The sequence below is a fragment of the Micromonospora sp. NPDC048871 genome (assembly GCF_043198155.1).
GTDB lineage: Bacteria > Actinomycetota > Actinomycetes > Mycobacteriales > Micromonosporaceae > Micromonospora.
This window is the reverse complement of record NZ_JBICUM010000004.1, coordinates 293775-319987: the sequence shown is the minus strand read 5'-3', so window position 1 is coordinate 319987 and position 26213 is coordinate 293775. Positions and strand designations below refer to the sequence as shown.

28 protein-coding genes are annotated in these 26213 nt (G+C 70.6%); 17 read left to right on the top strand and 11 right to left on the bottom strand.

All coding sequences use genetic code 11. From position 1 onward, the window contains the following. Nucleotides 1–132 precede the first annotated feature (132 nt). Nucleotides 133–678 carry a hypothetical protein gene (locus tag ACGFIK_RS12935; RefSeq protein ID WP_393339307.1) on the top strand — a complete coding sequence of 182 codons (546 nt, stop codon included), beginning with the start codon at nucleotides 133–135 and terminating at the stop codon, nucleotides 676–678. Here ACGFIK_RS12935 and ACGFIK_RS12930 read toward each other — a convergent pair. Next, on the bottom strand, nucleotides 675–1205 hold the full coding sequence (locus ACGFIK_RS12930; RefSeq protein ID WP_357527728.1) for a TetR family transcriptional regulator: 531 nt from the start codon (nucleotides 1203–1205) through the stop codon (nucleotides 675–677). The genes ACGFIK_RS12935 and ACGFIK_RS12930 overlap by 4 nt on opposite strands. 92 nt (nucleotides 1206–1297) lie before the next feature. Here ACGFIK_RS12930 and ACGFIK_RS12925 point away from each other — a divergent pair, with 92 nt between their 5' ends. Both ACGFIK_RS12925 and ACGFIK_RS12920 read left to right on the top strand, forming a co-directional pair. Continuing rightward, nucleotides 1298–1714, top strand: coding sequence for a nuclear transport factor 2 family protein (locus ACGFIK_RS12925; protein WP_357527729.1), 417 nt, complete (start codon nucleotides 1298–1300; stop codon nucleotides 1712–1714). Further along, complete coding sequence (locus tag ACGFIK_RS12920) at nucleotides 1711–2550, top strand: ergot alkaloid biosynthesis protein (RefSeq protein ID WP_393339304.1); 840 nt, start codon at nucleotides 1711–1713, stop codon at nucleotides 2548–2550. The genes ACGFIK_RS12925 and ACGFIK_RS12920 overlap by 4 nt, the downstream gene beginning before the upstream one ends. Here the strand turns inward: ACGFIK_RS12920 and ACGFIK_RS12915 are convergent. Next, nucleotides 2547–3971: a short-chain fatty acyl-CoA regulator family protein gene (locus tag ACGFIK_RS12915; RefSeq protein ID WP_393339300.1), complete on the bottom strand. Its 1425-nt coding sequence runs from the start codon at nucleotides 3969–3971 to the stop codon at nucleotides 2547–2549. The genes ACGFIK_RS12920 and ACGFIK_RS12915 overlap by 4 nt on opposite strands. A 187-nt stretch (nucleotides 3972–4158) precedes the next feature. Here ACGFIK_RS12915 and aceA point away from each other — a divergent pair, with 187 nt between their 5' ends. After that, complete coding sequence (aceA, locus tag ACGFIK_RS12910) at nucleotides 4159–5430, top strand: isocitrate lyase (protein WP_393339298.1); 1272 nt, start codon at nucleotides 4159–4161, stop codon at nucleotides 5428–5430. Further along, complete coding sequence (aceB, locus tag ACGFIK_RS12905) at nucleotides 5427–7037, top strand: malate synthase A (protein WP_393339295.1); 1611 nt, start codon at nucleotides 5427–5429, stop codon at nucleotides 7035–7037. Before aceA ends, aceB begins: the two co-directional genes overlap by 4 nt. Nucleotides 7038–7072: 35 nt before the next feature. Here the strand turns inward: aceB and sthA are convergent, their stop codons facing one another. After that, nucleotides 7073–8476, bottom strand: a complete 1404-nt coding sequence (sthA, locus tag ACGFIK_RS12900) for a Si-specific NAD(P)(+) transhydrogenase (protein WP_327026209.1) — start codon at nucleotides 8474–8476, stop codon at nucleotides 7073–7075. Nucleotides 8477–8610: 134 nt separating this feature from the next. Here sthA and ACGFIK_RS12895 point away from each other — a divergent pair, with 134 nt between their 5' ends. The 4 genes from ACGFIK_RS12895 (at nucleotide 8611) to ACGFIK_RS12880 (ending at nucleotide 10528) form a co-directional block, all read left to right on the top strand. Then, complete coding sequence (locus ACGFIK_RS12895; protein ID WP_393339483.1) at nucleotides 8611–8886, top strand: metalloregulator ArsR/SmtB family transcription factor; 276 nt, start codon at nucleotides 8611–8613, stop codon at nucleotides 8884–8886. Continuing rightward, complete coding sequence (locus ACGFIK_RS12890; protein WP_327026207.1) at nucleotides 8868–9257, top strand: VOC family protein; 390 nt, start codon at nucleotides 8868–8870, stop codon at nucleotides 9255–9257. Before ACGFIK_RS12895 ends, ACGFIK_RS12890 begins: the two co-directional genes overlap by 19 nt. Before the next feature lie 318 nt (nucleotides 9258–9575). Further along, nucleotides 9576–10217 (top strand): biliverdin-producing heme oxygenase, encoded by a 642-nt coding sequence (locus tag ACGFIK_RS12885; RefSeq protein ID WP_327026206.1) that lies wholly within the window; start codon nucleotides 9576–9578, stop codon nucleotides 10215–10217. After that, nucleotides 10214–10528: a DUF2470 domain-containing protein gene (locus tag ACGFIK_RS12880; protein ID WP_327026205.1), complete on the top strand. Its 315-nt coding sequence runs from the start codon at nucleotides 10214–10216 to the stop codon at nucleotides 10526–10528. Before ACGFIK_RS12885 ends, ACGFIK_RS12880 begins: the two co-directional genes overlap by 4 nt. 47 nt (nucleotides 10529–10575) lie before the next feature. Here the strand turns inward: ACGFIK_RS12880 and ACGFIK_RS12875 are convergent, their stop codons facing one another. Genes ACGFIK_RS12875 through ACGFIK_RS12860 form a run of 4 tightly spaced genes read right to left on the bottom strand, consistent with a single transcriptional unit; the run spans nucleotide 10576 to nucleotide 14244 of the window. Further along, nucleotides 10576–11373, bottom strand: a complete 798-nt coding sequence (locus ACGFIK_RS12875) for a heme ABC transporter ATP-binding protein (RefSeq protein WP_327026204.1) — start codon at nucleotides 11371–11373, stop codon at nucleotides 10576–10578. Then, a complete protein-coding gene (locus ACGFIK_RS12870; protein ID WP_327026203.1) occupies nucleotides 11370–12404 on the bottom strand; it encodes an iron ABC transporter permease in 1035 nt (344 codons plus the stop codon). The genes ACGFIK_RS12875 and ACGFIK_RS12870 overlap by 4 nt, the downstream gene beginning before the upstream one ends. Then, nucleotides 12395–13402, bottom strand: a complete 1008-nt coding sequence (locus tag ACGFIK_RS12865) for an ABC transporter substrate-binding protein (RefSeq protein WP_327026202.1) — start codon at nucleotides 13400–13402, stop codon at nucleotides 12395–12397. The genes ACGFIK_RS12870 and ACGFIK_RS12865 overlap by 10 nt, the downstream gene beginning before the upstream one ends. Further along, the gene (locus tag ACGFIK_RS12860; RefSeq protein ID WP_327026201.1) at nucleotides 13399–14244 is read right to left on the bottom strand and encodes a hypothetical protein; all 846 of its coding nucleotides are present in this window, start codon (nucleotides 14242–14244) and stop codon (nucleotides 13399–13401) included. Before ACGFIK_RS12860 ends, ACGFIK_RS12865 begins: the two co-directional genes overlap by 4 nt. Nucleotides 14245–14379: 135 nt before the next feature. Here ACGFIK_RS12860 and ACGFIK_RS12855 point away from each other — a divergent pair, with 135 nt between their 5' ends. From ACGFIK_RS12855 to ACGFIK_RS12840, 4 genes are all read left to right on the top strand, one after another. Next, entirely contained in the window at nucleotides 14380–15882 is a 1503-nt protein-coding gene (locus ACGFIK_RS12855; protein ID WP_327026199.1) for an HtaA domain-containing protein, read from the top strand. A 33-nt stretch (nucleotides 15883–15915) separates the two neighbouring features. Next, nucleotides 15916–16917 carry a WxL protein peptidoglycan domain-containing protein gene (locus tag ACGFIK_RS12850; RefSeq protein ID WP_327026198.1) on the top strand — a complete coding sequence of 334 codons (1002 nt, stop codon included), beginning with the start codon at nucleotides 15916–15918 and terminating at the stop codon, nucleotides 16915–16917. Further along, nucleotides 16914–17741: a hypothetical protein gene (locus ACGFIK_RS12845; protein ID WP_327026197.1), complete on the top strand. Its 828-nt coding sequence runs from the start codon at nucleotides 16914–16916 to the stop codon at nucleotides 17739–17741. Before ACGFIK_RS12850 ends, ACGFIK_RS12845 begins: the two co-directional genes overlap by 4 nt. A 351-nt stretch (nucleotides 17742–18092) precedes the next feature. Further along, nucleotides 18093–18281 (top strand): hypothetical protein, encoded by a 189-nt coding sequence (locus ACGFIK_RS12840; protein ID WP_327026196.1) that lies wholly within the window; start codon nucleotides 18093–18095, stop codon nucleotides 18279–18281. A gap of 36 nt (nucleotides 18282–18317) precedes the next feature. Here the strand turns inward: ACGFIK_RS12840 and ACGFIK_RS12835 are convergent, their stop codons facing one another. After that, nucleotides 18318–18446, bottom strand: coding sequence for a hypothetical protein (locus tag ACGFIK_RS12835; RefSeq protein ID WP_327026195.1), 129 nt, complete (start codon nucleotides 18444–18446; stop codon nucleotides 18318–18320). 471 nt (nucleotides 18447–18917) lie between these two features. Further along, a complete protein-coding gene (locus tag ACGFIK_RS12830; RefSeq protein ID WP_327026193.1) occupies nucleotides 18918–19628 on the bottom strand; it encodes a TetR/AcrR family transcriptional regulator C-terminal domain-containing protein in 711 nt (236 codons plus the stop codon). 118 nt (nucleotides 19629–19746) lie between these two features. Between ACGFIK_RS12830 and ACGFIK_RS12825 the strand changes: the two genes are divergently transcribed. From ACGFIK_RS12825 to ACGFIK_RS12810, 4 genes are all read left to right on the top strand, one after another. Continuing rightward, nucleotides 19747–20763 carry an NAD(P)-dependent alcohol dehydrogenase gene (locus ACGFIK_RS12825; protein WP_327026192.1) on the top strand — a complete coding sequence of 339 codons (1017 nt, stop codon included), beginning with the start codon at nucleotides 19747–19749 and terminating at the stop codon, nucleotides 20761–20763. A 21-nt stretch (nucleotides 20764–20784) separates the two neighbouring features. Continuing rightward, nucleotides 20785–21147 carry a metalloregulator ArsR/SmtB family transcription factor gene (locus tag ACGFIK_RS12820; RefSeq protein WP_327026191.1) on the top strand — a complete coding sequence of 121 codons (363 nt, stop codon included), beginning with the start codon at nucleotides 20785–20787 and terminating at the stop codon, nucleotides 21145–21147. Then, nucleotides 21144–21647, top strand: a complete 504-nt coding sequence (locus tag ACGFIK_RS12815; RefSeq protein ID WP_327026190.1) for an SRPBCC family protein — start codon at nucleotides 21144–21146, stop codon at nucleotides 21645–21647. The genes ACGFIK_RS12820 and ACGFIK_RS12815 overlap by 4 nt, the downstream gene beginning before the upstream one ends. A 140-nt stretch (nucleotides 21648–21787) precedes the next feature. Next, the gene (locus ACGFIK_RS12810) at nucleotides 21788–24049 is read left to right on the top strand and encodes a catalase (RefSeq protein WP_327026189.1); all 2262 of its coding nucleotides are present in this window, start codon (nucleotides 21788–21790) and stop codon (nucleotides 24047–24049) included. 75 nt (nucleotides 24050–24124) lie between these two features. Here the strand turns inward: ACGFIK_RS12810 and ACGFIK_RS12805 are convergent, their stop codons facing one another. Together ACGFIK_RS12805 and rox are read right to left on the bottom strand one after the other, a co-directional pair. Beyond that, nucleotides 24125–24613, bottom strand: coding sequence for a GNAT family N-acetyltransferase (locus tag ACGFIK_RS12805; protein ID WP_327026188.1), 489 nt, complete (start codon nucleotides 24611–24613; stop codon nucleotides 24125–24127). Between the two features lie 23 nt (nucleotides 24614–24636). Then, nucleotides 24637–26058: a rifampin monooxygenase gene (rox, locus tag ACGFIK_RS12800; RefSeq protein ID WP_327026187.1), complete on the bottom strand. Its 1422-nt coding sequence runs from the start codon at nucleotides 26056–26058 to the stop codon at nucleotides 24637–24639. Between the last annotated feature and the right edge of the window lie 155 nt (nucleotides 26059–26213).

The window sequence follows — 26213 nt, the reverse complement described above, 5'->3', positions numbered from 1 at the left end:
ATGGGCGGGATGGTGACGTCGACCCAGTCTCTGCCCGCCTCCAACCGTCGTGGCCACGACCCGCTGGCACTGGGCCCGGACGGCATCGGTCGTGGTTGACCTCAACCTTCCTTCAGCTCCTACCGTCAGCGCATGAGTGAACTCGACGAGGCTTACCAGCGGGTCCGGCTCTCCGGCCCGGAACGAAACGGGTGGCTCTCCAACCACGCACCCATGGCGGTCGAGGCCATGGCCCGCCACGGCCACGGCGAGGCGCTGCACCGCTGGTTGGACGGGTACGCCGACCGGCTGGAAGACCGGCCCCGGGGGATCGCGCCCATCGCCGCCGACCGGTCGGTGTACGCCGTCGACCTGCGCGGCCACGGAGACAGCGCGATCCGGATCCACGCTGGGGCGACCTCGTCGCCCGATCACCGCACCTACCTGCTGATCGGCGGTGGCCCGTCGAGCCCGGTATCCCAGCAGCACGTCGCCGAACTCCCTGACCGGTTGGCCGACGCTCGTCTCGTCACCATCACCGCCGGCCACCTGGTGCACGAGACCGCGCCGGCCGCTGCCTCGACGCGGTGCCGCATTCCTCGTTGCGTAGGCGCAGCGACGAAGGTTGCATGGACGTTTGGGGCTACGGCACCGGCGGGCGACAGCCCAACGCACCTGAGGGAACCTGCCGAGCGCTAGCCGAGCACGTCGTACACCAGCTCGCGCAGGCCGGCTTCGGCGTCGATTTCGGGGTGGTTGCGCAGGTGCTCGATGAGGTCGCTCCGCACGGCGGCGATCAGCGCGTGGGCCAGGAAGGCGGCGTTGTCGGTGCCGCGTGCCTGGCCGACGAGGTCGGTGAGTTGGGCGTGTAGTTGGGTGTAGCCGCTGTTCTGGTACGGGCTGCCAGAGCCCTCCCGCTCCAGGGCGAGGGTGAGGATGCGATGGCGTTGTTTGAACCGCCAGGTGCGGGTCAACAGTTCCAGGGCGGTCTGCGCCGGCGTCTCTTCGGCGACCGGCGCGGTGAGTTCACGGTCTATGTGCTCCTGGTAGAGCGCGAGAAGCAGACCGCGCCGGTCACCGAAGCCCCGGAAGATCGTGCCCTTGCCGACACCTGCGGCGGCGGCGACGGCGTCCATCGAGACCTCATCCGGGTGGGTGGCCTCGTGAAACAGGCGGGCAGCGGCAGCCAGCACCATGTCCCGGTTGCGCGCCTTGTCGACTCGCATGGCACTCCCTTGACAAAACGGACCGTCAGTCCGCTACAGTGAAGCGGACCAGTGGTCCGAATCTTAGCGGCCACCGATCCGAGGAGGAACCTGTGTCCGACACCCCCGTGGAGATCTTCCGCCGCGCCACCGACCGCCTGCTCGCTCACGACATGGCCGGGTTCACCGCGCTGTACGCGGACGACGCCGTCATGGAGTTCCCGTTCGCGCCACCAGGCTGGCCGCAACGCCTCGACGGGCGCAAAGCCGTCGAGGCATACCTGGACGGCTACACCGATCGGCTGGACGTCCAGCGCGTGCACGACGTCGTCGTGCACGAGACCACCGACCCGGACGTCATCGTCGCCGAGATGGCGATCAGCGGCCGGATCGTCGCCAACGGCGAGCCGTACACCGTCCGCTACGTCGCCGTGCTGACCATCGCCGGCGGACTCATCCGGCATTACCGCGACTACTGGAACCCCCTCATCCTCACCGAGACCATGATGGAGACGGAGGTATCGGCATGACGGTGTTGGTGACCGCAGCGACCGGGACCACCGGCAGCCGTCTCGCCCGGCGACTGGCCGGCGAGAACATCCCGGTACGCCGGGCCGGCCGCTCGCCGGGCGCGGACGTGCGATTCGACTGGGCCGATCCCACCACGTACCCACGGGCCGTCGACGGCGTGCGGGCGATCTACCTGGTGGCACCACCGGGCGCCGTCGACCCCGAGCCGGTCGTCGTGCCGTTCCTGGAGCAGGCCCGGCGGGCCGGCGTACGCCGAATTGCGCTGCTCAGCTCGTCGGCAGTGCCGATCGGCAGTCCTGGTCTCGGCATGTTCGGCGCGCGTCTCGCCGATTTTGTGCCGGAGCCGGTGGTGCTGCGGCCGACCTGGTTCGCCAGCAACTTCACCGGCGACCGCCCACACGCTCAGTCCGCCCGGCGCGACGGCGAGATCGTCAGCGCCACCGGCCGGGGGCGGATCCCCTTCATCGACCCCGGGGACATCGCCGCCGTCGCCGCGCGGGCACTCACCGACGCCGAGGTGCCCGGCGGCGACCTCGTCCTGACCGGTCCGGAGCCGCTGAGCTTCGACGAGGTCGCCGAGATCCTGAGCGACACCACCGGCCGGGCCGTGCGCCACCGCGAGGTCACCTCGAAGGAGCTCTCCGAGCGGCACCAACGGAACGGCGTGCCGGCCGCCTTCGCCGATGTCCTCGCCGCCATGGACGTGATGATCGCGGAGGGCGCCGAGGACCGGACGACCACCACCGTCGAGGACGTGACAGGTGTGCCGCCGCGATCACTACGGCAGTTCCTCCTGGCCGAACGCACGGCGACGGCTCTGCCCTCGACACCCTAGTCGCGGAGGGGGTAGGGGACGAAGGTGCTGCGGTTCTCGTCCACGTCCAGTTGGCGGCTGATGGGTGGGGCGGCTCGTTGGGGGCAGGTCATGCGTTCGCAGGTCTTGCAGCCGGGGCCGATGGGGGTGGCGGCCTCGGCGGCGTGCAGGTCCACCCCGGTGGAGTAGACCAGGCGGCCGGCGTGGCGGGTCTCGCAGCCCAGGCCGATGGCGTACACCTTGCCGGGTTGGCCGTAGCCGCCGTGGTGGCGGGTGATGGTGCGGGCGATCCACAGGTAGCGTTGCCCGTCCGGCATCGCGGCCACCTGGGTGACCACCCGGCCGGGCGCGCCGAACGCCTCGTAGACGTTCCATAGGGGACAGGTCCCGCCGGTACGGGAGAACGGGAAGCCGGTGGCGGACTGACGCTTGGACATGTTGCCGGCCCGGTCCACCCGGACGAAGGAGAAGGGCACCCCGCGCGCCCGGGGCCGCTGCAACGTGCTCAGCCGGTGGCAGACCGTTTCCCAGCCGATTGCGTAGTGCTGGGTGAGCAGTTCGATGTCGTACCGGCGCTGCTCGGCAGCGGTCAGGAACTGTTCGTACGGCAGGATCAGCGCCGCCGCGAAGTAGTTGGCCAACCCGACCCGGGTGAGAATCTGGGTCTGCGGGTCGTCGAAGTGCTCCGATTCGACGATCTCGTCGATGACGTCGGCGAATTCCAGCAGCGCGATCTGGGCGGCCATCCGCATCGCCTCCTGGCCGCCGCGCAGCGAGGTGGACAGGTGCAGGGTGCGGGTCTGCGGGCGGTAGCGGTGCAGTTCCCCGCCGAGGGTGCCGGCGTCCTCGCGCAGGATGCGTACCCCGTGCCGCTGGGCGAGTCGGTCGCGTAGCCGGCCCCGTATCTCGCCGCGCCGCAACCCCATCGCGGCGGCCAGCCGCTCGGCCTCCTCGTCCAGCTCCGGTACGTAGTTCTGCCGCCGGTAGAAGAACTCGGTGACCTGGTCGTGCGGGCTGCGCCCGAGCCGTTCCCGGTCGCCGACCAGCTCGGCGAGCTGCTCGTCGGCCTGCTGGTAGCGCCGGTGCAGGTCGATGACGGCGGCGGCGACCTCGGGCAGCCGGGTGGCCAGCTCGGTCAGGTCGGCGAGGCTGGCCCGGCTGGGTAGGGCCTCCCGCAGCCCGGTGACCAGGCGGGGGGTGTCGTGGGCGGCGAAGACGGTGGGGTCGACCCCGAACAGTTCGGTGATGCGCAGCAGCACCGGCACGGTCAGCGGTCGGGTGTCGTGCTCGATCTGGTTGAGGTAGCTGGGGGAGATGCCCAGGTGCCGGGCCAGCTCGGTCTGGCTGAGGGCCCGTTCCTCGCGCAGCCGGCGTAGCCGGGCCCCGGCGAAGGTCTTGCTGATCGTCCCCACCTCCCACCCCAGCAGGTTTTGTCGGGTCACATTAGCACCGCTGCCAATAGGGCAATTAACAATTTTGCAAAACGCCTCTCAGGATTTACAAGAATTGGCATTTTCCGTCCCTCGACCCGGCTGACGAGCCCATGTGAACGTGGGTTCCACACCGGCGGCCGGCAGCGGCGCTTGAGCGGCAACGGTGTGGCCACGAATTGTGAAGGGACGAGAGACGATGCCTACCCCGGTCGAGCAGTTGCAGCACGAATGGGACACCAACCCCCGCTGGCGGGGTGTGCGACGTAGCTACCGCGCCGAGGACGTGGTGCGGTTGCGGGGCGCGATCCAGGAGGAGCACACCCTGGCCCGGCACGGCGCCAACCGGCTGTGGCGCCTGCTGAACAGCGAGGACTACATCCACGCCCTCGGTGCCCTCACCGGCAACCAGGCCGTGCAGATGGTCCGGGCCGGGCTCAAGGCGATCTACCTGTCCGGCTGGCAGGTGGCCGCCGACGCCAACCTGGCCGGCCACACCTACCCTGACCAGAGCCTCTACCCGGCCAACTCGGTGCCGGCGGTGGTCCGCCGGATCAACAACGCGCTGCTGCGCGCCGCCCAGATCACCACCGCCGAGGGGGACACCTCCGGCATCGACTGGCTGGCCCCGATCGTCGCCGACGCCGAGGCCGGTTTCGGTGGGGTGCTCAACGCGTACGAGCTGATGAACGCCATGATCGCGGCCGGCGCGGCCGGGGTGCACTGGGAGGACCAGCTAGCCAGCGAGAAGAAGTGCGGCCACCTCGGCGGCAAGGTGCTCATCCCCACCGGGCAGCACATCCGCACCCTGGAGGCGGCCCGGCTGGCCGCCGACGTGGCCGGGGTGCCGAGCGTGGTCATCGCCCGCACCGACGCCCAGGCGGCCACCCTGCTCACCACGGACGTGGACGAGCGCGACCAGCCCTTCGTCACCGGCGAGCGGACCGCCGAGGGCTTCTACCGGGTGCGCAACGGCATCGAACCGTGCATCGCCCGGGGCCTGGCGTACGCCCCGCACGCCGACCTGCTGTGGATGGAGACCAGCACCCCGGACCTGGAGGTCGCCCGTCGCTTCGCCGAGGCGATCAAGGCGGAGTACCCGGACCAGCTGCTGGCCTACAACTGCTCGCCGTCGTTCAACTGGCGCAAGCACCTCGACGACGCCACCATCGCCAAGTTCCAGCGGGAACTGGGCCACATGGGCTACAAGTTCCAGTTCATCACCCTGGCCGGGTTCCACGCCCTGAACTACTCGATGTTCGACCTGGCCCGGGGCTACGCCACCGACGGCATGGCGGCCTACGTGTCGCTGCAGGAGCGGGAGTTCGCCGCCGAGCCCGCCGGCTACACCGCGGTCAAGCACCAGCGCGAGGTGGGTACCGGCTACTTCGACCTGATCAGCACCGTGCTCAACCCGGCCGCCGAGACCACCGCGCTGCGCGGCTCCACCGAAGAGGAGCAGTTCGCATGAGGTACGAGATCATCGGCCCGATGGCCGAACGCTTCGACGAGGTGCTCACCCCCGAGGCGCTGGAGTTCCTGGTCACCCTGGACAGCGAGTTCGCCGCCCGGCGGGTGGCCCTGCTGGACACCCGCCGGGCCCGGCGGGACCGGTTCGCCACCGGCCAGCTGCCCGACTTCCTGTCGGAGACCATCGGGGTGCGGGCCGACCCGACCTGGCGGGTGGCCCCACCGGCACCGGGGCTGAAAGACCGGCGGGTGGAGATCACCGGCCCCCCGGAGCGCAAGATGACCATCAACGCGCTGAACTCCGGCGCCAAGGTGTGGCTCGCCGACTTCGAGGACGCCACCGCCCCGACCTGGCACAACGTCATCTCCGGGCAGCTCAACCTGATGGACGCCCTGGACCGGCGGATCGACTTCACCGACCCGCGCGGCAAGCGGTACGCCCTCGGCGAGGAGTTGGCCACCATCGTGGTCCGGCCGCGCGGCTGGCACCTGGTGGAGAAGGGCATCGTGGTGGACGGCCGGCCGATCTCGGCCAGCCTGGTCGACTTCGGGCTCTACCTGTTCCACTGCGCCCGTCGGCAACTAGCCGCCGGTGCGGGACCGTACTTCTACCTGCCGAAGCTGGAGGACCACCGCGAGGCGCGGCTCTGGAACGACATCTTCGTCTTCGCCCAGCACTACCTGCGGCTGCCGCAGGGCACCATCCGGGCGACCACCCTGATCGAGACGATCACGGCGGCCTTCGAGATGGAGGAGATCCTCTACGAGCTGCGGGAACACTCGGCCGGATTGAACGCCGGCCGGTGGGACTACATCTTCAGCATCATCAAGAACTTCGGGCAGTGGCCGGACTTCGTCCTGCCGGACCGGGCCGCGGTCACCATGACGGTGCCGTTCATGCGGGCGTACACCGAATTGCTGGTGCGGACCTGTCACCGGCGCGGTGCCCACGCGATCGGCGGGATGGCCGCCTTCGTGCCGGCCCGTGACCCGGAGGTCAACGCCACCGCCCTGGCCAAGGTGCGGGCGGACAAGCAGCGGGAGGCCGGCGATGGGTTCGACGGCTCCTGGGTGGCCCACCCCGGCCTGGTGTCGACCTGCCGGGAGGTGTTCGACGCGGTGCTCGGCGAGCGCCCGAACCAGCTCGACCGGCAGCGGGACGAGGTGTCCGTGACCGCCGCCGACCTGCTCTCGGTGGACAAGACCCCGGGCCAGGTCACCGAGAGCGGCCTGCGGTCCAACATCGCGGTGGCACTGCACTACATCGACGCCTGGCTCGGGGGAGCAGGCGCGGTGGCGCTGTGGAACCTGATGGAGGACGCTGCTACCGCCGAGATCGCCCGCTGCCAGCTGTGGCAGTGGCTGCACCACGGTACGCCGCTGGCCGAGGGGGGCAGCGTCACCGAGGAACTGGTGCGGGCGATGTTGGCCGAGGAGGTGGCGACCCTGTCCGAGGGGCGGGGGGAGGCCGAGCGGGAACGCGCCGCGCAGGCGGCGCGCATCGTCGAGGAGACCGCGCTGGGCGAGGGACTGCCGGCCTTCTTCACCACCGGCGCGTACGCCCGGCACCTGGGACCACGCCGCCGGTCACTCGCGACGGCCGGCTGAGAACGACCGGGGTGGGGCTTAGCGCCCCGCCCCGATCAGCCGTCGATGCGGGTGATGTTGCGGATCTTGTTGGCGGCGTCCAGGGCGGCCACCTTGTACGCCTCGGCCAGGGTGGGGTAGTTGAACACCGCGTCGATCAGGTAGTCGACCGTGCCGCCGCAGCCCATCACGGTTTGTCCGATGTGTACGATTTCGGTGGCGCCGGTGCCGAAGACGTGCACACCCAGCAGGCGTCCGTCCTCCGGTGAGACGAGCAACTTCAACATTCCGTACGAGTCACCGACGATCTGCCCCCGGGCCAGCTCGCGGTAGCGGGCGATGCCGACCTCGAACGGGGTGGCGCTGTCGGTCAACTCCTGCTCGGTCCTACCGACGAAGCTGATCTCCGGGATGGTGTAGATCCCGATCGGCTGCAACTGGTGCATGGCCCGCACCGGCTCGCCGCAGGCGTGCTGGGCGGCCAGCCGACCCTGTTCCATCGAGGTCGAGGCCAGCGCCGGGAAGCCGATCACGTCACCGACGGCGTAGATGTTCTCCACGGCGGTGCGGTAGTTCGCGTCGACCTCGATGCGACCCCGCCGATCGGCGGTCAGGCCGGCGGCATCCAGGTCCAGCCCGTCGGTCTGCCCCTGACGCCCGGCGGAGTACATCACCGTGTCCGCGACGATCTTCTTGCCGCTCCTGAGGATGCACAGCGCGGCGGTCTGGTGCTTCTCCACCGCGGCGACCTCCTCGCCGAAGCGGAAGGTGACCGACAGGTCCCGCAGGTGGTACTTCAGGGACTCGACGATCTCCTCGTCGCAGAAGTCGAGCATCCGCTCGCGGCGTTCGACCACGGTCACCTTGGTCCCGAGGGCGGCGAACATGGAGGCGTACTCCATGCCGATCACCCCGGCGCCGACCACCACCATGCTGCGCGGTACGGCCTGGAGGTTGATGACGCCGTCGGAGTCCACGATGGTCCGGTCGTCGAAGTCGACACTGTCCGGGCGGGCCGGACGGGTGCCGGCGGCGATGATCGCCTTGTCGAAGGTCACCTTGGATTCCTGGCCGGATCCGCCGTCCACCCAGACCGAGTGGGGGTCGGCGAACCGCCCGGTGCCGGTGATCACCGCTATCCGGTTGCGAGCCAACTGGTTGCGGATCACGTCGGTCTGCCGGTTGATCACATGCTGGGTGCGGGCGGCCAGGTCGCTGACCGTGATGTCCTCCTTGACCCGGTAGCTGCTGCCGTACAGGTCCCGCTGGCTCAGGCCGGTCAGGTAGAGCACGGCCTCGCGCAGGGTCTTGGAGGGCACGGTGCCGGTGTTGATGCACACCCCGCCGATCATGTCGCGTCGTTCCACCAGGCCGACCCGTCGGCCGAGCTTGGCGGCGGCGATCGCGGCCTTCTGACCACTGGGTCCGGAACCCAGCACCAACACGTCGTAGTCGTACACGAGCGTAAGGGTCGCAAGATGCGTCCGCCCGCGCCAGGCCTGCCGACCGCCGGAGGCAAGGGTTTACCTACTCGGAACATCGTCGATGGTTGACATGCAAGTGAGCACTTGCCTATGGTGCCGTGGTGGGCGACGTGTACAAGGCGCTGGCAGATCCCACCCGGCGGGCCATCCTCGACGAGTTGCAGGAACGCAGCGGCCAGACCCTGTTCGAGTTGTGCGTCCGGTTGACGGGAAAGGGGTTCACCTCCACCCGCCAGGCCATCTCCCAGCACCTGGCCGTGTTGGCCGAGGCGGGGCTGGTGGTGCTGCGCCGTCAGGGCCGGTACACCTTCATCGACCTTGACACGTCCCCACTTCAGCAGATCTATCGGAGATGGCGGGTGGGACCATGCGAATCGGACACGTGAGTGTTCTCGTCGACGACCAGGCCAAGGCCCTGGCCTTCTACACCGGGGTGCTCGGCTTCACCAAGAAGACCGAGGTGCCGCTGGGCGAATACAGCTGGTTGACCGTGGTCTCCCCGGAGGACCCGGAGGGTGTGGAACTGCTCCTCGAACCGGATCAGCACCCGGCCGCCCTCGCCTACAAGAAGGCCCTCGTCGCCGACGGGATCCCGGTCACCATGTTCACCGTCGCGGACGTGTCGGCCGAGTACGAGCGGCTGACCGCGCAGGGAGTGACCTTCACCCAGCCCCCGCTGGACGCGGGGACCGTGACGACCGCCGTCTTCGACGACACCTGCGGCAACCTCATCCAGATCGTGGCGCCGCACGGGTAGGGCTGTCACCTACCGGGGCGCCCCGGCGGGCGGGACGGGGGCTTGCGCCGGTGGCGTACGCCCGCCCGCCGGGGCCGACCTGCGCCTCAGCAGTTGGCCCCGCTCCCCGGCACCGGGCGGCGCGATCACGTTGTCGGAGAACTCGGCGTCCGAGGGGGCCAGTTCGCCCAAGCGGTGTCAACGTCCCTCGCGCGTCGCCATGCCGGGGCGTCGGTAGAGGTGGTTTCCCCTGTCCAGGCATCCGGGCTGGCACTTTCGGCCATCTCCACGAAGAAGCTTGATCATGATAGGTTAGGCTTACCTAACCAGGAGGTGCTTATGGGGTTCGCCGCAGAGGTGCGTGAGCTGACCAGGGCGGACCATCGGGCCGCGCAGAGTGTGACGTACTTCGACGCGTTGTTGTCGGGACATCTGGACCGGGCCGGGTATGCTGCGCTGCTCGAACAGCTGCATGTGGTCTACCAGACCTTGGAAGAGGCCGCCGACACGATGCGCGACGATCCGGTGGCCGGCCCGTTCGTCGTCGACGAACTGCGTCGACTGCCGCGCATCGTCGATGATCTGTCCTTCCTGCACGGTCCGGACTGGACCGGTCGGGTCACCCCGAGTGACGCCACCGCGCAATACCGGGCACGCCTGCGCGAGGTGGCCTTCTCCTGGCCGGCCGGTTTCGTCGCCCACCACTACACCCGATACCTGGGTGACCTCTCCGGTGGTCAGGTGATGGCCCGCGCGCTGCGCCGCACCTTCGACTTCGACACCGACGGGACCCGGTTCTTCATCTTCCCCGGCCTGGACGCGCGTACCGTCAAGCAGCACTACCGCGAACTGCTCGACGCGGCGCCCTGGGACGCCGTCGAGCGGCAACGCTTCCTGGGCGAGGTGTCGTACGCCTACCGGCTGAACACCGCCATGCTCGACGACCTGGGGCGGGCGGTCACGCAGGGGAGCGCGGCGTGACCGCTACGAACCCCGTCACCCCCGAGGTGGTCGTGGCGGTGCTGCGACACATGAACACCGACCACGCCGACGACTGTCGGGTGATCTGCCAGGGGTTGGGCGGCCAGCCGACGGCCACTGCGGCCACCATGTCGGGCATGGACGCCGAAGCGATGGAGTTCCTGGCCGTCGTGGACGGCGTCGAGGTGCCGGTCCGCATTCCGTTCGCCGACCGGATCGTCGAGCGCCGGCAGATCCGCGCCGAGGCCGCCCGGATGTACCGCGAGGCGTGCGCCGCGCTGGGCCGTACCCCACGACCGGACGCCAGCTGAGCTGACCGCATTACCGTAGACCTGACGCCCCTGACCAGCCCGGCTGGTCAGGGGCGTACCGGCAGCACGAGCGGGACACCGGTGTGCGGGTGCGGCAGCACCTCGACCTCGTGCTGGTAGACCTCGCTGAGGCGATCGGCGGTGAACACTGTGCCCGGTGGCCCGTCGGCGACCAGCCGGCCACCGGCCAGCAACGCGATGCGGTCCGCGTACGCCGCCGCCAGGCCCAGGTCGTGCAGCACGATCACGACGCTGCCACCCTGCCGGGCCCGATCGCGGGCCAGCCTGAGCACCAACTCCTGGTGATGCAGGTCCAGTGCGGCGGTCGGCTCGTCCAGCAGCAGCATCGGGGTGCGCTGGGCGAGCACCCGGGCCAGTGCCGCGCGTGCCTGCTCGCCACCGGAGAGCGCGGAGAACACCCGGCCGGCGAACGCCTGCATCCCGGTCAGCCGCAACGCCTCGGCCACCGCGTCGTCGTCCTCGGCGGCGAGCCGCGTACCGGCCCACGGGGCACGTCCCATCGCGACGACCTCGGCCACGGTGAACGGGAACGACATGGTGGCACGCTGCGGCAGCATGGCGCGCAGTCGGGCCAGCTCGACCGGTGCCCAACGGGTCAGCGGCCGGCCGGCGAACTCGATGGTGCCGGTGGCGGGAGCCAGGTCGCCGCAGATCGCGGCGAGCAGGGTGCTCTTGCCGGCACCGTTGGGGCCGGCCAGCGCCAGCAGTTCGCCGGGGCGCACCGCGAGGGACACCTCGGACAGGATCGGTCGCGTGTCGCGCCGGATGCTCAGGCGCTCGACCCGCAGGCCGATCTGGTCCGGATCGACATCAGCCCACATCATCCCCAACCTCCCGCTCGGGCCCGAGTCCGGCGCAGCAGCCAGAAGAAGCACGGTCCGCCGACCACGGCGGTCAACACGCCCAGCGGCAGTTCCTGGTAGTCGACCAGGGTGCGGGCGGCCAGATCCCCGGCGACGACCACGATGGCCCCGCCCAGGGCGCTGGCCGGCAGCAGCAGCCGGTGTCCGGGGCCGGCGACCATCCGGACCAGGTGCGGCACCACCAGACCGACGAAGGAGATCACCCCGGTGAAGGCCACGGCCGCGGCACCGAGCAGGGCGGTCACCGCGACCATCGCCAGCCGCAGCCGTTCGACGTGGACGCCGAGGTGCCGGGCCGACCGGTCGCCGAGGGCGAGCAGGTCGAGGCGGCGGGCGGCGGCGACAGCGACCGCGATGCCGACCGCCGCGCACGGGGCGGTGACCGCCACCGCCGCCCAGTTCGCCTGCGCCAGGCTGCCGAGCTGCCAGAAGGCGATGGCCCGTACGGCGTCCGCGTCACCGAAGAACATCAGCAGGCCGATCAGCGCGCCGGCCACCGCGTTGACCGCGATGCCGGTCAGCACCAGGGTGACCACCTCGGTCCGCCCGCCGACGCGCGACATCGAGTAGACCACGGCGGTGGCGGCGAGACCGCCCAGGAACGCCCCGGCGGCCACGGTCCAGCCGCCGAAGGTGGCCGCTCCGGTGATGATGACCGTCGCCGCGCCGACCGCCGCGCCGGAGGAGACGCCGATGACGCCGGGCTCGGCCAGGGGGTTGCCGAAGACGCCCTGCATCAGCGCACCGGCACAGCCGAGCGCGGCCCCGACGATCACGGCGAGCACGACCCGGGGGAAGCGCACCACCCACAGTGCGCTCTCGCCGTGGGTGGCGCTCGGTGTCGGTCCGATGTCGAGGCCGATGCGGTGCAGGATCGAGCCGAGGACCTCCGCCGGGGGGACCCGGACCTGCCCGGTGCCGGCGGCGACGAGGCAGAGCAGCAGCAGGGCGACCGCGAGGCCCGCGACCAGGCTTACCCGTCTCACGCGCATGATCCGTACACCGCGTCGGCCAACGCCCGGATGGCCCGGCCGGTACGCGCGCCGAAGGTGAGCAGCAGCCCGTCGTCCATGTCCACGATGCGGCGGTGCTGACCGGCCGGGGTCTGGGCCACCCCGGGCAGGGTGAGCAACCCGTCGACACCCTTGACCGACTCCAGCCCTTCGGTCATCACCAGGATGACGTCGGGTGCCGCGTTGATCAGTCCTTCGCTGGTCAGCGGGCGGAAGTTGGACAACCCGATCTCGGTGCCGGCGTCGGTGGCGCCGATGGCGCGGATCATCTCGTCGGATCCGGCGCCCCTGCCACCGATCAGGTAGACCCCGGCGGTGCCGCGGACGTACAGGAACGCGATGCGCAGTGGTGCGACGTCGGGTGGTGCGACCCGGCGGGCCGCGGCGATGTCGCTCTCCACCCGGGTCACCAGCAGTTCCCCGGCCTCCGGTACGCCGAGCGCGGCGGCGATGGTCCGGATGTTGCGGCCGATGGCGGCCAGGCTCTGGTCGTCGTCGACGAGGACCACCGGGATGCCGGCGCGGCGCAGTTGGGCGAGCACCTCGGGCGGGCCGATGCTGTCGTCGGCGAGTACGACGGTGGGGTTGAGGCGCAGAATGGCCTCGGTGGACAGGTCGTGTCCGGCCGGGGTGACCACGGGCAGGTCGCTGGCGGCCGGGAAGGTGGTGGAGGTGTCCCGGCCGATGACCCGGTCACCGAGCCCGAGACTGAACACGATCTCGGCGATCGAACCGTAGAGGTTCACCGGCAGGATGCGGCTGGCGTCGGTGACCGTCACGCTGGAGCCGTCGGCCGAGGCGACCGTGGCCGGCAGGGTGCTGCCGGGATCGACGCCGATCGGCGCGATGTCCACGTCGGTGACCACGGCCGTGGTCGGTCCGCAGCCCGTCGTCGGGGCCGCCGTCGAGGCGGCGGGCGCACAGGCGGTGAGGCCGAGCAGCGCGGGCAGCGTCAGCAGCGTCAGGCACCTTCTCATCGCTGTTCCCGGCGTCGGCCCCGCATCCGCAGCGCCACCACGACGACCAGCAGCACGGCAAGTCCCGCCAGGACCGCGGTGAACCAGCCTCCCGCGCCGGAGGTGTCGCTGACCTGCGTGGTGAGCAGGGGCTGTTCGGCGCCGGGTGCCGGTGCGGCCTCGCCGCCGGCGGCGTCGGTGGCCCCGGCAGCGGCGGCCGAGCCGACGATGGCTGCGGGCGCCGAGCCGGTGGCGGCCGGTGTGGTCGAGGTGGAGGTGTTCGTCGGCGCGGCGGAGGTGTTCGTCGGCGCGGCGGGAGCGGGTGCGGCCGGGGCGGCAGCGGGTGCGCTCGGGCTGGCCGGGGTGACGAAGGTTACCGGCACCTTGACGTCCTGGGAGCGGTCCGAGGCGCGGGTGTGGTCGTTGCGGCTGGCCACCACGCAGCGGCCGGTGGTGCAGTCCACGTCGCCGATCTTTGAGGTGATCTTCACCTGCACGGTGAACGATCCGCCCGCGCCATACGCGACGGTCAGCCCTTCGGCGTACGAGGGTGGATTGGAAGAGATCCAGTGCGAGGCGCCGGTGGAGCCGGTGGTGTCGACGCCGCCGCCGCAGGGTGAGGGTGCCACGCCCGCGCCGTTGTCGACGCAGTACGCGACGTAGATCCCCTTGCTGGTGTCGTAGCCGGAACCGGTGACGGTGACGGTGGTGCCGACGAGCGAAATCCCACTCGTCTTGCTGACGGAGAGCCGTTGACCGTTTGGTCCCTCGCCGACCGTGTTCGCGTACGCGGGGCTGGCCGGAAGGGTGCCGAGGGCCAGCAGTATCGCGCTGACCAGGGCGGCGGCTAGGCGGGCAGGCATGACTAACCTCCGTTGGTATGGTTAGGCTAACCTAAGTCGATCTTGCCAATCGCGCAAGAGGGCGTTCGGGGGATTCTCCAAAAAGTTAGGTGAGCCTAACCTAACCCTGCCCTCCCCCTGCTGAGAGGAAGACACATGTCCGTACCCAGACCCGGCGGTGTTCGCCGACGGTCGTACCGGTGGGTGACGGCCGCGGTACTCGGTGCCGCCGCCGCACTGACCGTGGTGACCCCGGCCACGGCGGCACCCACCGCTGTCACCGGGGGAAGCCTCGACTGGGGCTTCAAGAGTTCATTCCGCGCGTACGTGTCGACCGGCAACGGCAACCCGCCGATCGCGGTCACCGACGGTGCGACCCGCAACGCCGACGGCACCTTCAAGTTCCCGGCCACCGGCGGCACGTACGACAGTGCCACCGGAGCGACGACGGTGAACTACGGCGGCACGGTGGTTTTCTCGTACCCTGCGCACTTCTTCACCATCACCCTGGCCAACCCGACCGTGGTCCTCGACGGCGCCGGCGGCTCCCTGCTCGCCGACGTCGACCTGCAGGCCAGCGGCGGCGGCTTCCAGCCGGTGCGCATCGAGCAGGCGGCCATCGCCACCCTCGCCACGACCAGCCCGACGGTCTCCGGCGGCACGGCCTCCTGGAGCAACCTCACCACCACGCTCACCGAGACCGGGGCCACCGCGTTCTCCGGCTTCTTCACCGCCGGCACCGTGCTCGACCCGGCGTCGTTCACCCTCAGCACCGGCGTCGGTGGCGCTCCCGCCGCCCCGTCGGTGACGGTGAACCCGTCCGCCGCTCTCGACCCTGAGGGCGCCACCGTCACCGTCACCGGTACCGGGTTCGACCCGGAGGCCAACGGTGGCGTCGGCTTCTACCTGGCCTTCGGGCCCAAGGGTGAGAACTACTGGACGAACTCGCGTCCCTACAAGCCGGTCAAGTGGGTGCACAAGAACGCCTCGTCGTCCGCCGCTCAGGTGCGGCTGCCCGCCGACGGCAGCTTCTCCACCACCCTGGACCTGGTGCCGACCTACATCGACGGCAACGGCAACAGCGTCGACTGCACCGCGATCCAGTGCTACGTGATGACCTTCGCGGCGCACGCCTCCAGCGACCGCAGCCAGGACACCTTCACCCCGATCACCTTCGGCGGTGGCCCGAGCGGCGCCGAGCAGGAGATCACCGCCGAGGTGCTCCAGTCCGGCCCGCTGACGCTGACCGCCTCGGGCAGCAGCGTTGCACTGTCCGCCGTGCACCCCGGCGCCTTCGCCGGCGGCGCACTCCACGCGGTGACGGTCAGCGACCTGCGCGGCACCAACGCCGGCTGGAACGTCGTCGGTCAGGTGGAGGAGTTCACCAGCGCGCTCGGTGGCGCCATCGCCGCCGACAACCTCGGCTGGACGCCGAGCGCGTCCGTGCTCGCCGACGGTCTGGTGGGCGCAACCGGGGTGGTCAACCCCGGTGCCCCGGCCAACCCGGGTAACGGCCTGGGCAGCGCCCGTACGCTGTGCGCCGCCGGGGCCGGGGCCAGCGCCGGCAGCTTCCAGTGCGGTGCCGACCTGCGCCTCGGGGTCCCGCCCGCCGCCGCGCCGGGTGACTACACCGCCACCCTCACCCTGACCCTGTCCTGACGCGTGGAAGGGCACCTTGTTGTGCGCAGACTGATGACGAGGTGCCCTTCTCCGCACCTGGTCGCCGCGACCGCGGTCCTCACCGTGCTAGCCACCGTCCTGGCCGGCGGCCCGGCCGCCGCGTCGGCACCCGCCCCGACCCCGAGCGCCACCGGCTTCACCTGGGCGGTCCAGCCCTCCGGCCCGTCCGGGCCCACCGGGCGCAGCTACTTCGTCCACGATGCCGAACCCGGCCAGCGCATCGACGACCGGGTCGCCATCACCAACCTGAGCAAACGCGCGATGACCTTCGCGGTGTACGGCGCCGACGCGTTCACCACCACCGACGGCGGGTTCGCCCTGCAACCGGCCAGTCGCCCCGCCACCGACGTGGGCGCCTGGACCACCTTCGCCGAGCGGACCTACCGGGTGCCCGCCGGGGAACAGGTGATCCTGCCGTTCCAGATCACCGTGCCGGCCAACGCCACACCCGGCGACCACGCCGGCGGCGTGGTCGCCTCGATCGCCCAGGTGCAGTCCGCCGGCGACGGGGGACAGGTCAACCTGGACCGGCGGGTCGCGGCCCGGATCTACCTGCGGGTGGCCGGCCCGGTCCGTCCCGGCCTCCAGGTCGAGGCGATGCGGATCGGCTACGACAACCCGCTCAACCCGTTCGGCACCGGCCCGGTCGTGGTCAGCTACCGGTTGCGCAACACCGGTAACACCCGACTGACCGGCACCACCCAGGTACGCCTGACCGCCCCGTTCGGTCTCCGGCTGGCCCGTACCGAACCCGTCGACGTGCCCGAACTGCTGCCCGGCGCGGCGATCACCATCACCAAACAGATCAACGGCGTGGCACCAGTCGGTCGGCTGACCGCCGCCGTGGCCGTCGACCCGGCCACCCCCGACCAGATCCTGCCCACGGTGCGCCGTACCGTCGGCACCTGGGCCGTACCGTGGGTCTGGGCCGCCGTCCTGCTCACCGGTCTCGGCTGGCTGCTGGTCATCCGGCTGCGCTCGGCGCGGCGTCGACCGCCGACGGTCGAGAAGTGAGGCTCCCGACCTCCGCTCTCGCCCTGATCGCCGCCCTCGCCCTGACCGGCGCCCCGGATCCCGGCCCTCACGTCGGCGTGGACCGGACCGAGGCGAAGCCGGGGGAGCAGGTGCTGGTCCGGCTCACCGGCTGGCCCGGCGGTACGGTCCGCATCGAGCTGTGTGGCACGGGCACGCCGGCACGCTGCGCGGTGGACAGTTCGGCACAGATCCACCTGCCGGCTGGCGGCACCGGTGGGACTCCGCTGACCGTCGTGGCGCCACCCGGCGGTTGTCCCTGCCAGGTGCGAGTGATCACTCTGGACAACTCGCTGTCGGCCACCGCGCCGCTGGTCGTCACCGGGGCACCCGCACCGGTCGATGACACCGTCCGGCAGGCGGCCACCCGGCCCCCGACCGTCCTCGCGGCGCATCTGGAACGCGCCGACGGGTGGACCGCCCACTTCGGCGCGCCCGCCCGCCGGACGCTCGTGCTGCGACTGCGCAACGAGCAGCCCGCACCGGTGAACGTGGCCTGGTCGTTCAGCGTCGGTCGAGGCCCGGACCCGACCGGCTTCGTCATCCCACCCGACCCGGACGAATTCGCCGCCGGGGAGGAACGTGAGATCCGGGTGCCGGTCACCCTGCCGGCCCTCGCCGTCGGCAATTACCAGATCCAGGGCGACATCGTCACGGCGGGAGCGGCGAGCCGGGTGACGGCGAGTACCGACCACCAGCCCTGGGGACTGGCCGGAATGCTCGGGTTCGTGCTGACCGCGCTGGCGGTGATCCGACCGCGTCGCCGTCGCAGGTTCAGGAGTCGTTCGGATCTATCACGGCGATGAAGGCCGGGGTGTCATCGACGGGGCAGAGGTCCCCGGCGGGTGTTGGGTCCATTCTTCGGCTGTCGCCATGAATGGGTACCGGCAGCTTGCCGCGTCTGCTCGACCGGCTCGGGGCGCACGACGGTGGCGTGGTCGTCCCGCCGCGCTACGACATCCGTGGCTGGCGGCCGGGGGACGGTGTGCTCAACGCCGACGCCCTCGCGACGTACACGCGCCGACTGGCGGAGCGGGTGAACGTGGTCCTCGACAGCGCAGGCTTCCTGATGCTGTTGGGCGGTGACTGCTCAATCCTTTACGTGGCCGCTACGGCATCGCCTACCTTGACGGGCCGATGTGCTCGACCCTGCGGTCATGCCGGCCGCCGACGTGCCCGACCCCGGCGGCTTGGACTATCCGCATCTGGTGGAGTTGCTCCGTCCGCTGCTCGCGAACCCAGCCTGTGTCGGCCTTGAGGTGACGATCTACGACCCGGACCTCGACCCGGACGGCCGCTACGCCGCCGCGCTCGTCGAAACCCTGGTCGACGCCCTGGGAAGCTGATCGATCAGAAGCAGTAGAGCGTGTTCAGCCAACCTGTCAGTCGAACCGGCGGACCTGATCGCGGCGGTGGCCCCAGACGGTGAGCCCGGCGAAGATCGTGAGCCATACCGCGAGCATCACCAGTGACAGCGGCCCGACGGACTCTCCGGTGAGCGCGACCAGCACCAGGTCGGTCGCGCCTCGGGTGGGTACGAAGGGTGCAGGCGACCCCGCTCAGCGCGGGCAGCACCGGGTCGGTCAGTGTGACCCGTTTGAGCCGGACCTGGCCGCGGATCTCGGCGACACTGTCGTCGGCGATGATCCGGCCGTGGTCCAACACCACGACCGGTCGGCCAGCGCCTCCACCTCCTCGATGTAGTGGCTGGTCAGCAGGACGGCTCCGCCGTCGGCGTGGAAGGAACGGACGCCCTCCCACAGGGCCCGCCGGGCGTCCACGTCGAGACCTGTGGTGGGCTCGTCCAGGAAGACCAGCCGAGGCCGCCCGACGAAGCCAGCGCGACCGCGACCCGCCGCTGCTGCCCGCCCGCTACCCGAAGGCGGCCGCGTACGCCGACAGTGTCGCCGCCGAGGGCCGGCTACCCGAGGCGGACGGACCACAACAGCCGGACTGAGCGCCGCGGCCGGCACCGACCGTTCTCACCGATGCGCTGAGGTCCATCCCTGCTGCTGCAACCGTTCGATGCCGTCCAGCAGCAGGTCCAGCGCGAACTCGAACTCAAACTGGTCGTCGCAGCCGGATCCCACCACCGAGGCGTCGTCGTGGGAGGCGGCCGTGGCGATCGCCGCGAGGTGCGGGAACCGGGCTGCGACCTCCGGCGGCAGGGCGGCCGGCTGCGGCACGGTGGTCGGGCCGGACCGGCCGGCGTCCCGGGCGGTGTCGAACAGCTCCTGACTGAAGCCGAGGACCCGGCTGCCCAGCGCGTGCATCACATGGTGGGCCAGGTCGGCGGAGAGGCCGCCGGAACGCAGGGTGGCGACCACCGAGTCGAGGTAGCCCAGGATCGCCGGGGTCGCCATGTTCCGGGACTCGATGGCCAGCGCCGCCCAGGGATGGCGTCGCAACGCCGCCCGCGCCGACAGGATTCCTCCCCGGACGGACTGCTTCCAGTCGGCGTCGGGCGTCGGCGGGTCGATCTCGCCGACCACCATGTCGATCATGGCGTCGAGCAGTTCGTCCTTGTTGGCCACGTGCTTGTAGAGCGCCATCGGCACCACGCCCAACTCCTGGGCGAGGTTGCGCATGCTCAGCGACTCGATCCCGGCCGTGTCGGCGAGCGCGACGGCGGTGCGCAGGACCCGGTCTCTGCTCAGCGGCGTCCGCCGGGGCGTTCCTGCCTGCTCAGCCATCGTGATCCTCGTCTTCCGGGGGCCGGGAGAACCATAACCGCCTTGACAGGTGTACGGCGTACACCTATCGTCAAATCGCACAGGTGTACGCCGTACACCTACCGATGGGGAGGTCATGATGAGAGCGATCGTCCAGGACCGGTACGGACCGCCGGAGACCCTGCACCTGGCCGAGGTCCAGGTGCCGGTGCCCGCCGCCGGCGAGGTGCTCGTGCGGATCGAGGCCGCCGCGCTCAACGCGTACGACTGGCACATCGTGCGGGGCGACCCGTGGATGTCCCGGTTGGCCTTCGGCCCCTCGAAGCCTCGGGCCCGCATCCGTGGCCGCGACTTCGCTGGCCGGGTGAGCGCCGTCGGTCCCGACGTCCACCAGGTACGCCCCGGCGACGCTGTCTTCGGCGACCTCGGCGACGCCAACGGCGCGTTCGCCGAGTACGTCTGCGTACCGGAGACCCTGGTCGCGCCCGCGCCGACGAACCTGACCCCGCAGCAGGCCGCCGCCCTGCCGCTGGCCGGGGTCACCGCCCTCATGGGGCTGTCCGACGTCGGAGGGGTCGAGCCGGGTCAGCGGGTCCTCATCAACGGCGCCTCGGGCGGGGTCGGCACCCTGGCCGTGCAGTTGGCCAAGGCCCTCGGCGTGACCGTCACGGCGGTGTGTTCCACCCGCAACGTCGACCTGGTCCGCACCCTGGGGGCCGACCACGTCATCGACTACACCCGCGACGATTTCACCCGCGCGGGTCGCCGCCACGACCTGGTGTTCGACCTGGTCGGCAACCGCTCGCTGGCCGCCCTGCGGCGCGCGGTGACCCCGACCGGGACCCTCCTGCTCTCCGGCGGAGGGGTCTACCGGGACGGCAGTCTGCTCGGGCCGGTCTGGCTGCTGGCCCGGGGGCGGCTGCTGGCGCCCTTCGTCCGGCAGCGCATCGCCGTCCTGACCACGACACCCAGCCGCGCGCACCTCGACACCCTCCGCGGGTACGCCGAAGCCGGGCAGTTGACCCCGGTCATCGACCGGAGCTACCCCCTGGCCGAGGTGCCCCAGGCCATCGGCTACCTCGAGGGCGAACACGCCCGAGCGAAGGTGGTCATCGCCGTTGCGCACGCTCCCGCCGCGGCGATGGAAAACCCGTAACCCATCGGTTACGCTTTACCGGTGGACGAGATAGCGGCCGCCATCGCCGATCCGGTGCGTCGGCGGATCATGGAACTGCTGCGGGAGGATCGGCTCACGGCCGGTCGGATCGCCGCGCACTTCGAGATCAGCCGGCCGGCGGTCAGTCGTCACCTGCGCGTACTGCGGGAGAGTGGTCTGGTGCGCGACACCGTGGTCGGCCGCGAGCGCCGCTACGAGCTGGACCCGACCCGGCTGGTCGATCTGCTCCAGTGGCTGACGCAGTTCACCCGGGCCGAGGCCTGGGAGCGCCGGTTCGACGCGCTGGAAACCGAGGTTCACCGTACCCGCCGCGAGCGCCGCACCGGCGGCTCGCCGACATCCCGTGAGGAGCGGACAGCTTGACTCCCATACCAACCGGACGCCTCGTCGACACCGAGAGCGGTCCCGCCCTGGTCGTCACCCGGGAATTTCGGGCCCCGATCTCCGACGTCTGGGCCAGCCTGACCGAACCTGATCGCACCGCCCGCTGGTACGGCCGCTGGTCCGGCCAGGCCGGACCCGGTCGAAGCATCCAGGTGCAGATGGGCTTCGAGGAGGGACAGCCGTGGTCCGAGATGCGGATCGACACCTGCGATCCACCCCACCGGCTCGCCCTCTCCAGCCAGGACGAATCCGGTCTCTGGCGGATGGAGGTGCTGCTCACCCCGCAGGGAGAGCGGACGGAACTGCGCTTCGTCCAGCACCTGGACACGGTCGAGGGGCTCGGTGAGATCGGGGCCGGCTGGGAGTACTACCTGGATCGCCTCCTGGCCGTCCACAACGACACCCCGATGCCCTCGTTCGAGGACTACTACCCGGCGATGAAGGCCTATTTCGATCAGTTCACCGGGTCGCCCGGCTGAGCCGCCGGGCCGGCAGGTGACCGGTCCGCCGGATGTGATCCATACGGCAGCGTCGAGTGCCTTCGGCCCGTTTTGTTCTCTCTGGCCCGGGTACCGCCCCTGGGGTCTGCTCGTTGTGTTCCAGGGAGGTACCCGCAGAGATGGAATCGCGTAACCCCGCCAAGGCGGTCAAGGATGTCGTGGAGTCAGCCGCCGAGAAGGTCACCGAGGCGCTGACCCCGCAGGCGCCCGGTGCCCCGGGCAGCGCCCCGCCGTCCCTGGCGGAGCCGACCACCCCGCACGACCCCCTGCCACCCAAGCCGGAGCAGGGCACCCCGCAGACCCGTACCCCCACCGGGGCGAAGACCGGTGTCCCCGCGAAGGCCAAGGGTCAGCAGGGTGCCTACCTCACCACCGCGCAGGGGGCGCGGCTGCGCGACACGGACCACTCGCTGAAGGCGGGGCCACGCGGACCGGTCCTGCTCCAGGATCACCACCTGCGGGAGAAGATCACCCACTTCGACCACGAGCGCATCCCGGAGCGGGTCGTGCACGCCCGGGGCGCCGGCGCGCACGGCATCTTCACCGCGTACGGCACTGCGGAGAACGTCACCCGGGCCGGCTTCCTGCGTAAGGGCCGCGAGACCGAGGTCTTCGTCCGCTTCTCCACCGTGCTCGGTTCGCGCGGTTCGGCCGACACGGTACGCGACACCCGTGGCTTCGCCACCAAGTTCTACACCGACGAGGGCACCTTCGACCTGGTCGCCAACAACATGCCGGTCTTCTTCATCCAGGACGCCATCAAGTTCCCGGACATCATCCACGCCGCCAAGCCGCACCCGGACCGGGAGATTCCGCAGGCGCAGAGCGCCCACGACACCTTCTGGGACTTCGTCTCCCTGCACACCGAGGCGCAGCACCACACCATGTGGAACATGTCCGACCGGGGCATTCCGCGCTCGTACCGGACGATGGAAGGCTTCGGCGTCCACACCTTCCGCCTGGTCAACGCGGCGGGGGAGACCGCGTTGGTGAAGTTCCACTGGAAGCCCAAGCTGGGCGTGCACTCCCTGGTCTGGGAGGAGGCGCAACTGCTCAACGGGATCGACCCGGACTTCCACCGCCGGGACCTCTACGACGCCATCGAGGCCGGCGCCTTCCCCGAGTGGGAACTCGGCATCCAGGTCTTCCCGGACACTCCGGAGGAGACCTTCGCCGGCATCGACCTGCTCGACCCGACCAAGATCGTGCCGGAGGAACTGGCCCCGGTGCAGCCGATCGGCAAGCTGGTGCTCAACCGCACCCCGACGAACTTCTTCGCCGAGACCGAGCAGGTGGCCTTCCACGTCGGCCACCTGCCGCCGGGCATCGACGTGACGAACGATCCGCTGTTGCAGGGCCGCCTCTTCTCGTACGTCGACACCCAGCTGACCCGGCTGGCCGGGCCGAACTTCTCCCAGATCCCGATCAACCGGCCGCACGCCGCCGTCAACGACATGCTGCGTGACGGCTTCCACCAGCACGCCATCCACGCCGGGGTGGCGCCGTACCGGCCGAACTCCCTCGACGGGGGCAACCCCTTCCCGGCCGGAGAGGACGACCACCCGTTCGTCGACGTACCGGTCCAGGTGGCCCAGGCCCCCAAGGTCCGGCAGAGCCCGGCCTCCTTCGACGATCACTTCAGCCAGGCCCGACTCTTCTGGTTGAGCATGTCCCCGGTCGAGCAGGAACACATCATCCGGGCCTACACCTTCGAGTTGGGCAAGTGCTACCACCAGGCGATCAAGGAACGTCAGCTGCAATGCCTGGCCAACATCGACCCGGTGCTCTGCGCCCAGGTCGCCACCGGCCTGGGACTGCCCGCACCGGAGCCGACCGTGCCGCTGGCCGAGGTCACCCCCAGCCCCGCGCTGTCCCAGGTGGGCCGGCAGTGGCCGGTCGACGGCCGGATGGTCGGCATCGTGGTGACCGACGACAGCGACCTGGACACCATTCATCAGGTACGTCGCGCCGTCTTCGCCGCGGACATGGTGCCCCTGCTGATCGCCGGGCACGGCGGCATGATCGGCGATCTGCCGGTGCAGCGCACCTTCGCCACCGGCCGCTCGGTGGAGTTCGACGCCCTGCTGCTAGCCGCCGCGCCGCCACCGGCCCCCGACGCCCTGCCCGCCCGGGACGCCAAGGCCGGCGCGGCCAACTCCGCCACGATCGACCCCCGGGTGCTGCTGCTGGTCGAGGAGGTCTGGCGGCACGCCAAGGCGATCGGCGCGTGGGGCACCGGCGTCACCGTCCTGGACCAGGCCGGTGTCACCGGCAGCCCGGGTGTGGTCACCGGTGACTCCGGCGACGACGTCTTCGACACCGTCCAACAACTGATGACCAACCACCGGGTCTGGGAGAGGTTCCCCGCCTCGGTGTCCTGACTCTGCCGCACATGAGCCCGTGAGGCCGCACCGCCGAATCCCGGTGGGGCGGCCTCACGGCGTGATCCGTTCACCTCACTGCTGCGCCACCAGGGTCTTGCGCATCTGCTGCGTGACCACCCGGTATCCCGAACTGCCGTACAGCCCGACGGCGCGGGCGTTGTCCCCGAAGACGTTGAGTTCGATGGCGCCGACCCCGTGCCGGCGAACCGCGTCCTCACCGGCGGCCAGCAGGGTCCGCCCGTGGCCCGCCCCACGGTGGGCCGCACCGATCTCGATGTCGTAGAGGAAGGCGCAGTCCGGGACCCCACGGGGATGGGTGAGGCCGATCCACAACACCCCGATCGAGGTCCCGTCGTGGAGTTCACCGGTGAGGAACAGCATCCCGGGGGTGCCGAAACCCTCCGGCAACAGGGTGGCGTTGTTCTGTCGGGCCAGTTCCTGGGCTTCCTCGGCGGGCCAGTTGCCGGCCGCCACCTGCGCGTCCGCGAAGGCCCGCACGATGCCGGCCCGCCACTGGTCGAACTCGGCCTCGGTCATCGATCGCACGGTCAGTTCAGACATGCGGGCGATGCTCGCACATCGCGTCAATCGGTCGGGGTACCGAACCAGCGGGGTAGCTGGGCCAGCAGCTCCTGCTGGTCGGTACCGGCCCAGGCGATGTGGCCGTCGGGCCGCAGCAGGATCGCGGGCACCTCCAACTCGGCGCTGGTGTCGACGACGTGGTCGACCCGGTCGGCCCATCCGGCGACCGAGAGCTCGCCGGTCTGGTCGAGCAGCAGTCCACGGCCGCTGCGGGTCAACTCGTAGAGGCGTCCCCGGCCCAGCGACACGTCCCGCATCCGTCGGCCCAGCAGGTCGTGCCCCGGGCCGAAGTCGTACCGCACCCGGATCGCGGTGATCTTCTCGGTCAGGTAGCGGTTGACCTCCTCGAAGTCCATCAGCTCCGACAGCAGTCGGCGCAGGGACTGCGGGCCCGGCTCGGTGGAGAGCAACTCCATCTGCGCGCGGGTGTTGTCCAGCACCTCGGCCGCTACCGGATGCCGTTCGGTGTGGTAGCTGTCCAGCAGCCCCTCCGGCGCCCACCCGTTCACCTCGGCGGCGAGTTTCCAGCCGAGGTTGAAGGCGTCCTGGATGCCGAGGTTGAGGCCCTGCCCGCCGGTCGGGGGGTGGATGTGCGCGGCGTCGCCGGCCAACAGCACCCGGCCCACCCGGTAACGCTCGGCCAGCCGGGTGGAGTCGCCGAAGCGCGACAGCCAGCGGGGCGAGTGCACCCCGAAGTCCGTGCCGGCGTACGCCCGCAGTTGCTGTTTGAACTCGTCAAGCGTCGGCGCGACGGTCCGGTCGACGGCCACTTTCTCGGCGGGCACGACGACCCGGTACACCCCGTTGCCGATGGGCCCGAGACCGAACCGCTTCTGGATTTTGCGGATCTCGGTGACCTTGGCGACGATCGTGTCCAGCGGGGCATCCGCCTCCATCTCACCCAGCAGGGTGTCGACCCGGCTCGGCTCGCCGGGGAAACCGACCCCGAGCAGGTTGCGTACGGTGCTGCGCCCGCCGTCACAGCCGACCAGGTAGCGGGCGCGCAACCGGGTGCCGTCGGCCAGTTCGGCGGTGACCCCGTGCTCGTCCTGGCTCAGCCCGACCACTTCGTAGCCGCGCCGCAGGTCCGCCCCGACGGCCACGGCATGCTCGGCGAGCAGCCGGTCGGTGCTGGTCTGCGGGATCCCCAGTATGTAGGCGTGCGCGCTGTCCAGTTCGGGCGCCGGTTTGTCGATGGCGGCGAACCCACCTACCGGGTACCGCTGGCCGTTGGCGAGGAAGGTGTCCAGCAGTCCGCGCTGGTCCAGCACCTCGATGCTGCGTACGTGCAGGCCGAGCGACCGGACGAAACTGGTCGGCTCCGCGTCCTTCTCCAGGACGACGACCTGTATCCCGTGCAGCCGCAATTCTGCGGCCAACATCAGGCCGGTCGGTCCGCCGCCTACAACGATCACGTCAAACATGCGCCGCCCGTTCACATGGAGTGGATGAGTCGGCCATCGCGCGCTGCCGCACGGTAGGGAGATCTCCCCTCCGTTTCCGCAGCTCGTGGCCTCGGTCGCAGATTCTGCGGCATCACCCGGGTCTTGCCGCAAGACCCCATGTGCGCTATAAGTTA

Coding starts and splice junctions, on each gene's coding strand:
- ACGFIK_RS12935 (WP_393339307.1), top strand. CDS start 133: ATGAGTGAACTCGACGAGGCTTACCAGCGGGTCCGGCTCTCCGGCCCG.
- ACGFIK_RS12930 (WP_357527728.1), bottom strand. CDS start 1,205: ATGCGAGTCGACAAGGCGCGCAACCGGGACATGGTGCTGGCTGCCGCT.
- ACGFIK_RS12920 (WP_393339304.1), top strand. CDS start 1,711: ATGACGGTGTTGGTGACCGCAGCGACCGGGACCACCGGCAGCCGTCTC.
- aceA (WP_393339298.1), top strand. CDS start 4,159: ATGCCTACCCCGGTCGAGCAGTTGCAGCACGAATGGGACACCAACCCC.
- aceB (WP_393339295.1), top strand. CDS start 5,427: ATGAGGTACGAGATCATCGGCCCGATGGCCGAACGCTTCGACGAGGTG.
- ACGFIK_RS12890 (WP_327026207.1), top strand. CDS start 8,868: ATGCGAATCGGACACGTGAGTGTTCTCGTCGACGACCAGGCCAAGGCC.
- ACGFIK_RS12885 (WP_327026206.1), top strand. CDS start 9,576: ATGGGGTTCGCCGCAGAGGTGCGTGAGCTGACCAGGGCGGACCATCGG.
- ACGFIK_RS12875 (WP_327026204.1), bottom strand. CDS start 11,373: ATGATGTGGGCTGATGTCGATCCGGACCAGATCGGCCTGCGGGTCGAG.
- ACGFIK_RS12870 (WP_327026203.1), bottom strand. CDS start 12,404: ATGCGCGTGAGACGGGTAAGCCTGGTCGCGGGCCTCGCGGTCGCCCTG.
- ACGFIK_RS12865 (WP_327026202.1), bottom strand. CDS start 13,402: ATGAGAAGGTGCCTGACGCTGCTGACGCTGCCCGCGCTGCTCGGCCTC.
- ACGFIK_RS12860 (WP_327026201.1), bottom strand. CDS start 14,244: ATGCCTGCCCGCCTAGCCGCCGCCCTGGTCAGCGCGATACTGCTGGCC.
- ACGFIK_RS12855 (WP_327026199.1), top strand. CDS start 14,380: ATGTCCGTACCCAGACCCGGCGGTGTTCGCCGACGGTCGTACCGGTGG.
- ACGFIK_RS12850 (WP_327026198.1), top strand. CDS start 15,916: ATGACGAGGTGCCCTTCTCCGCACCTGGTCGCCGCGACCGCGGTCCTC.
- ACGFIK_RS12840 (WP_327026196.1), top strand. CDS start 18,093: ATGCCGGCCGCCGACGTGCCCGACCCCGGCGGCTTGGACTATCCGCAT.
- ACGFIK_RS12830 (WP_327026193.1), bottom strand. CDS start 19,628: ATGGCTGAGCAGGCAGGAACGCCCCGGCGGACGCCGCTGAGCAGAGAC.
- ACGFIK_RS12825 (WP_327026192.1), top strand. CDS start 19,747: ATGAGAGCGATCGTCCAGGACCGGTACGGACCGCCGGAGACCCTGCAC.
- ACGFIK_RS12810 (WP_327026189.1), top strand. CDS start 21,788: ATGGAATCGCGTAACCCCGCCAAGGCGGTCAAGGATGTCGTGGAGTCA.
- ACGFIK_RS12805 (WP_327026188.1), bottom strand. CDS start 24,613: ATGTCTGAACTGACCGTGCGATCGATGACCGAGGCCGAGTTCGACCAG.
- rox (WP_327026187.1), bottom strand. CDS start 26,058: ATGTTTGACGTGATCGTTGTAGGCGGCGGACCGACCGGCCTGATGTTG.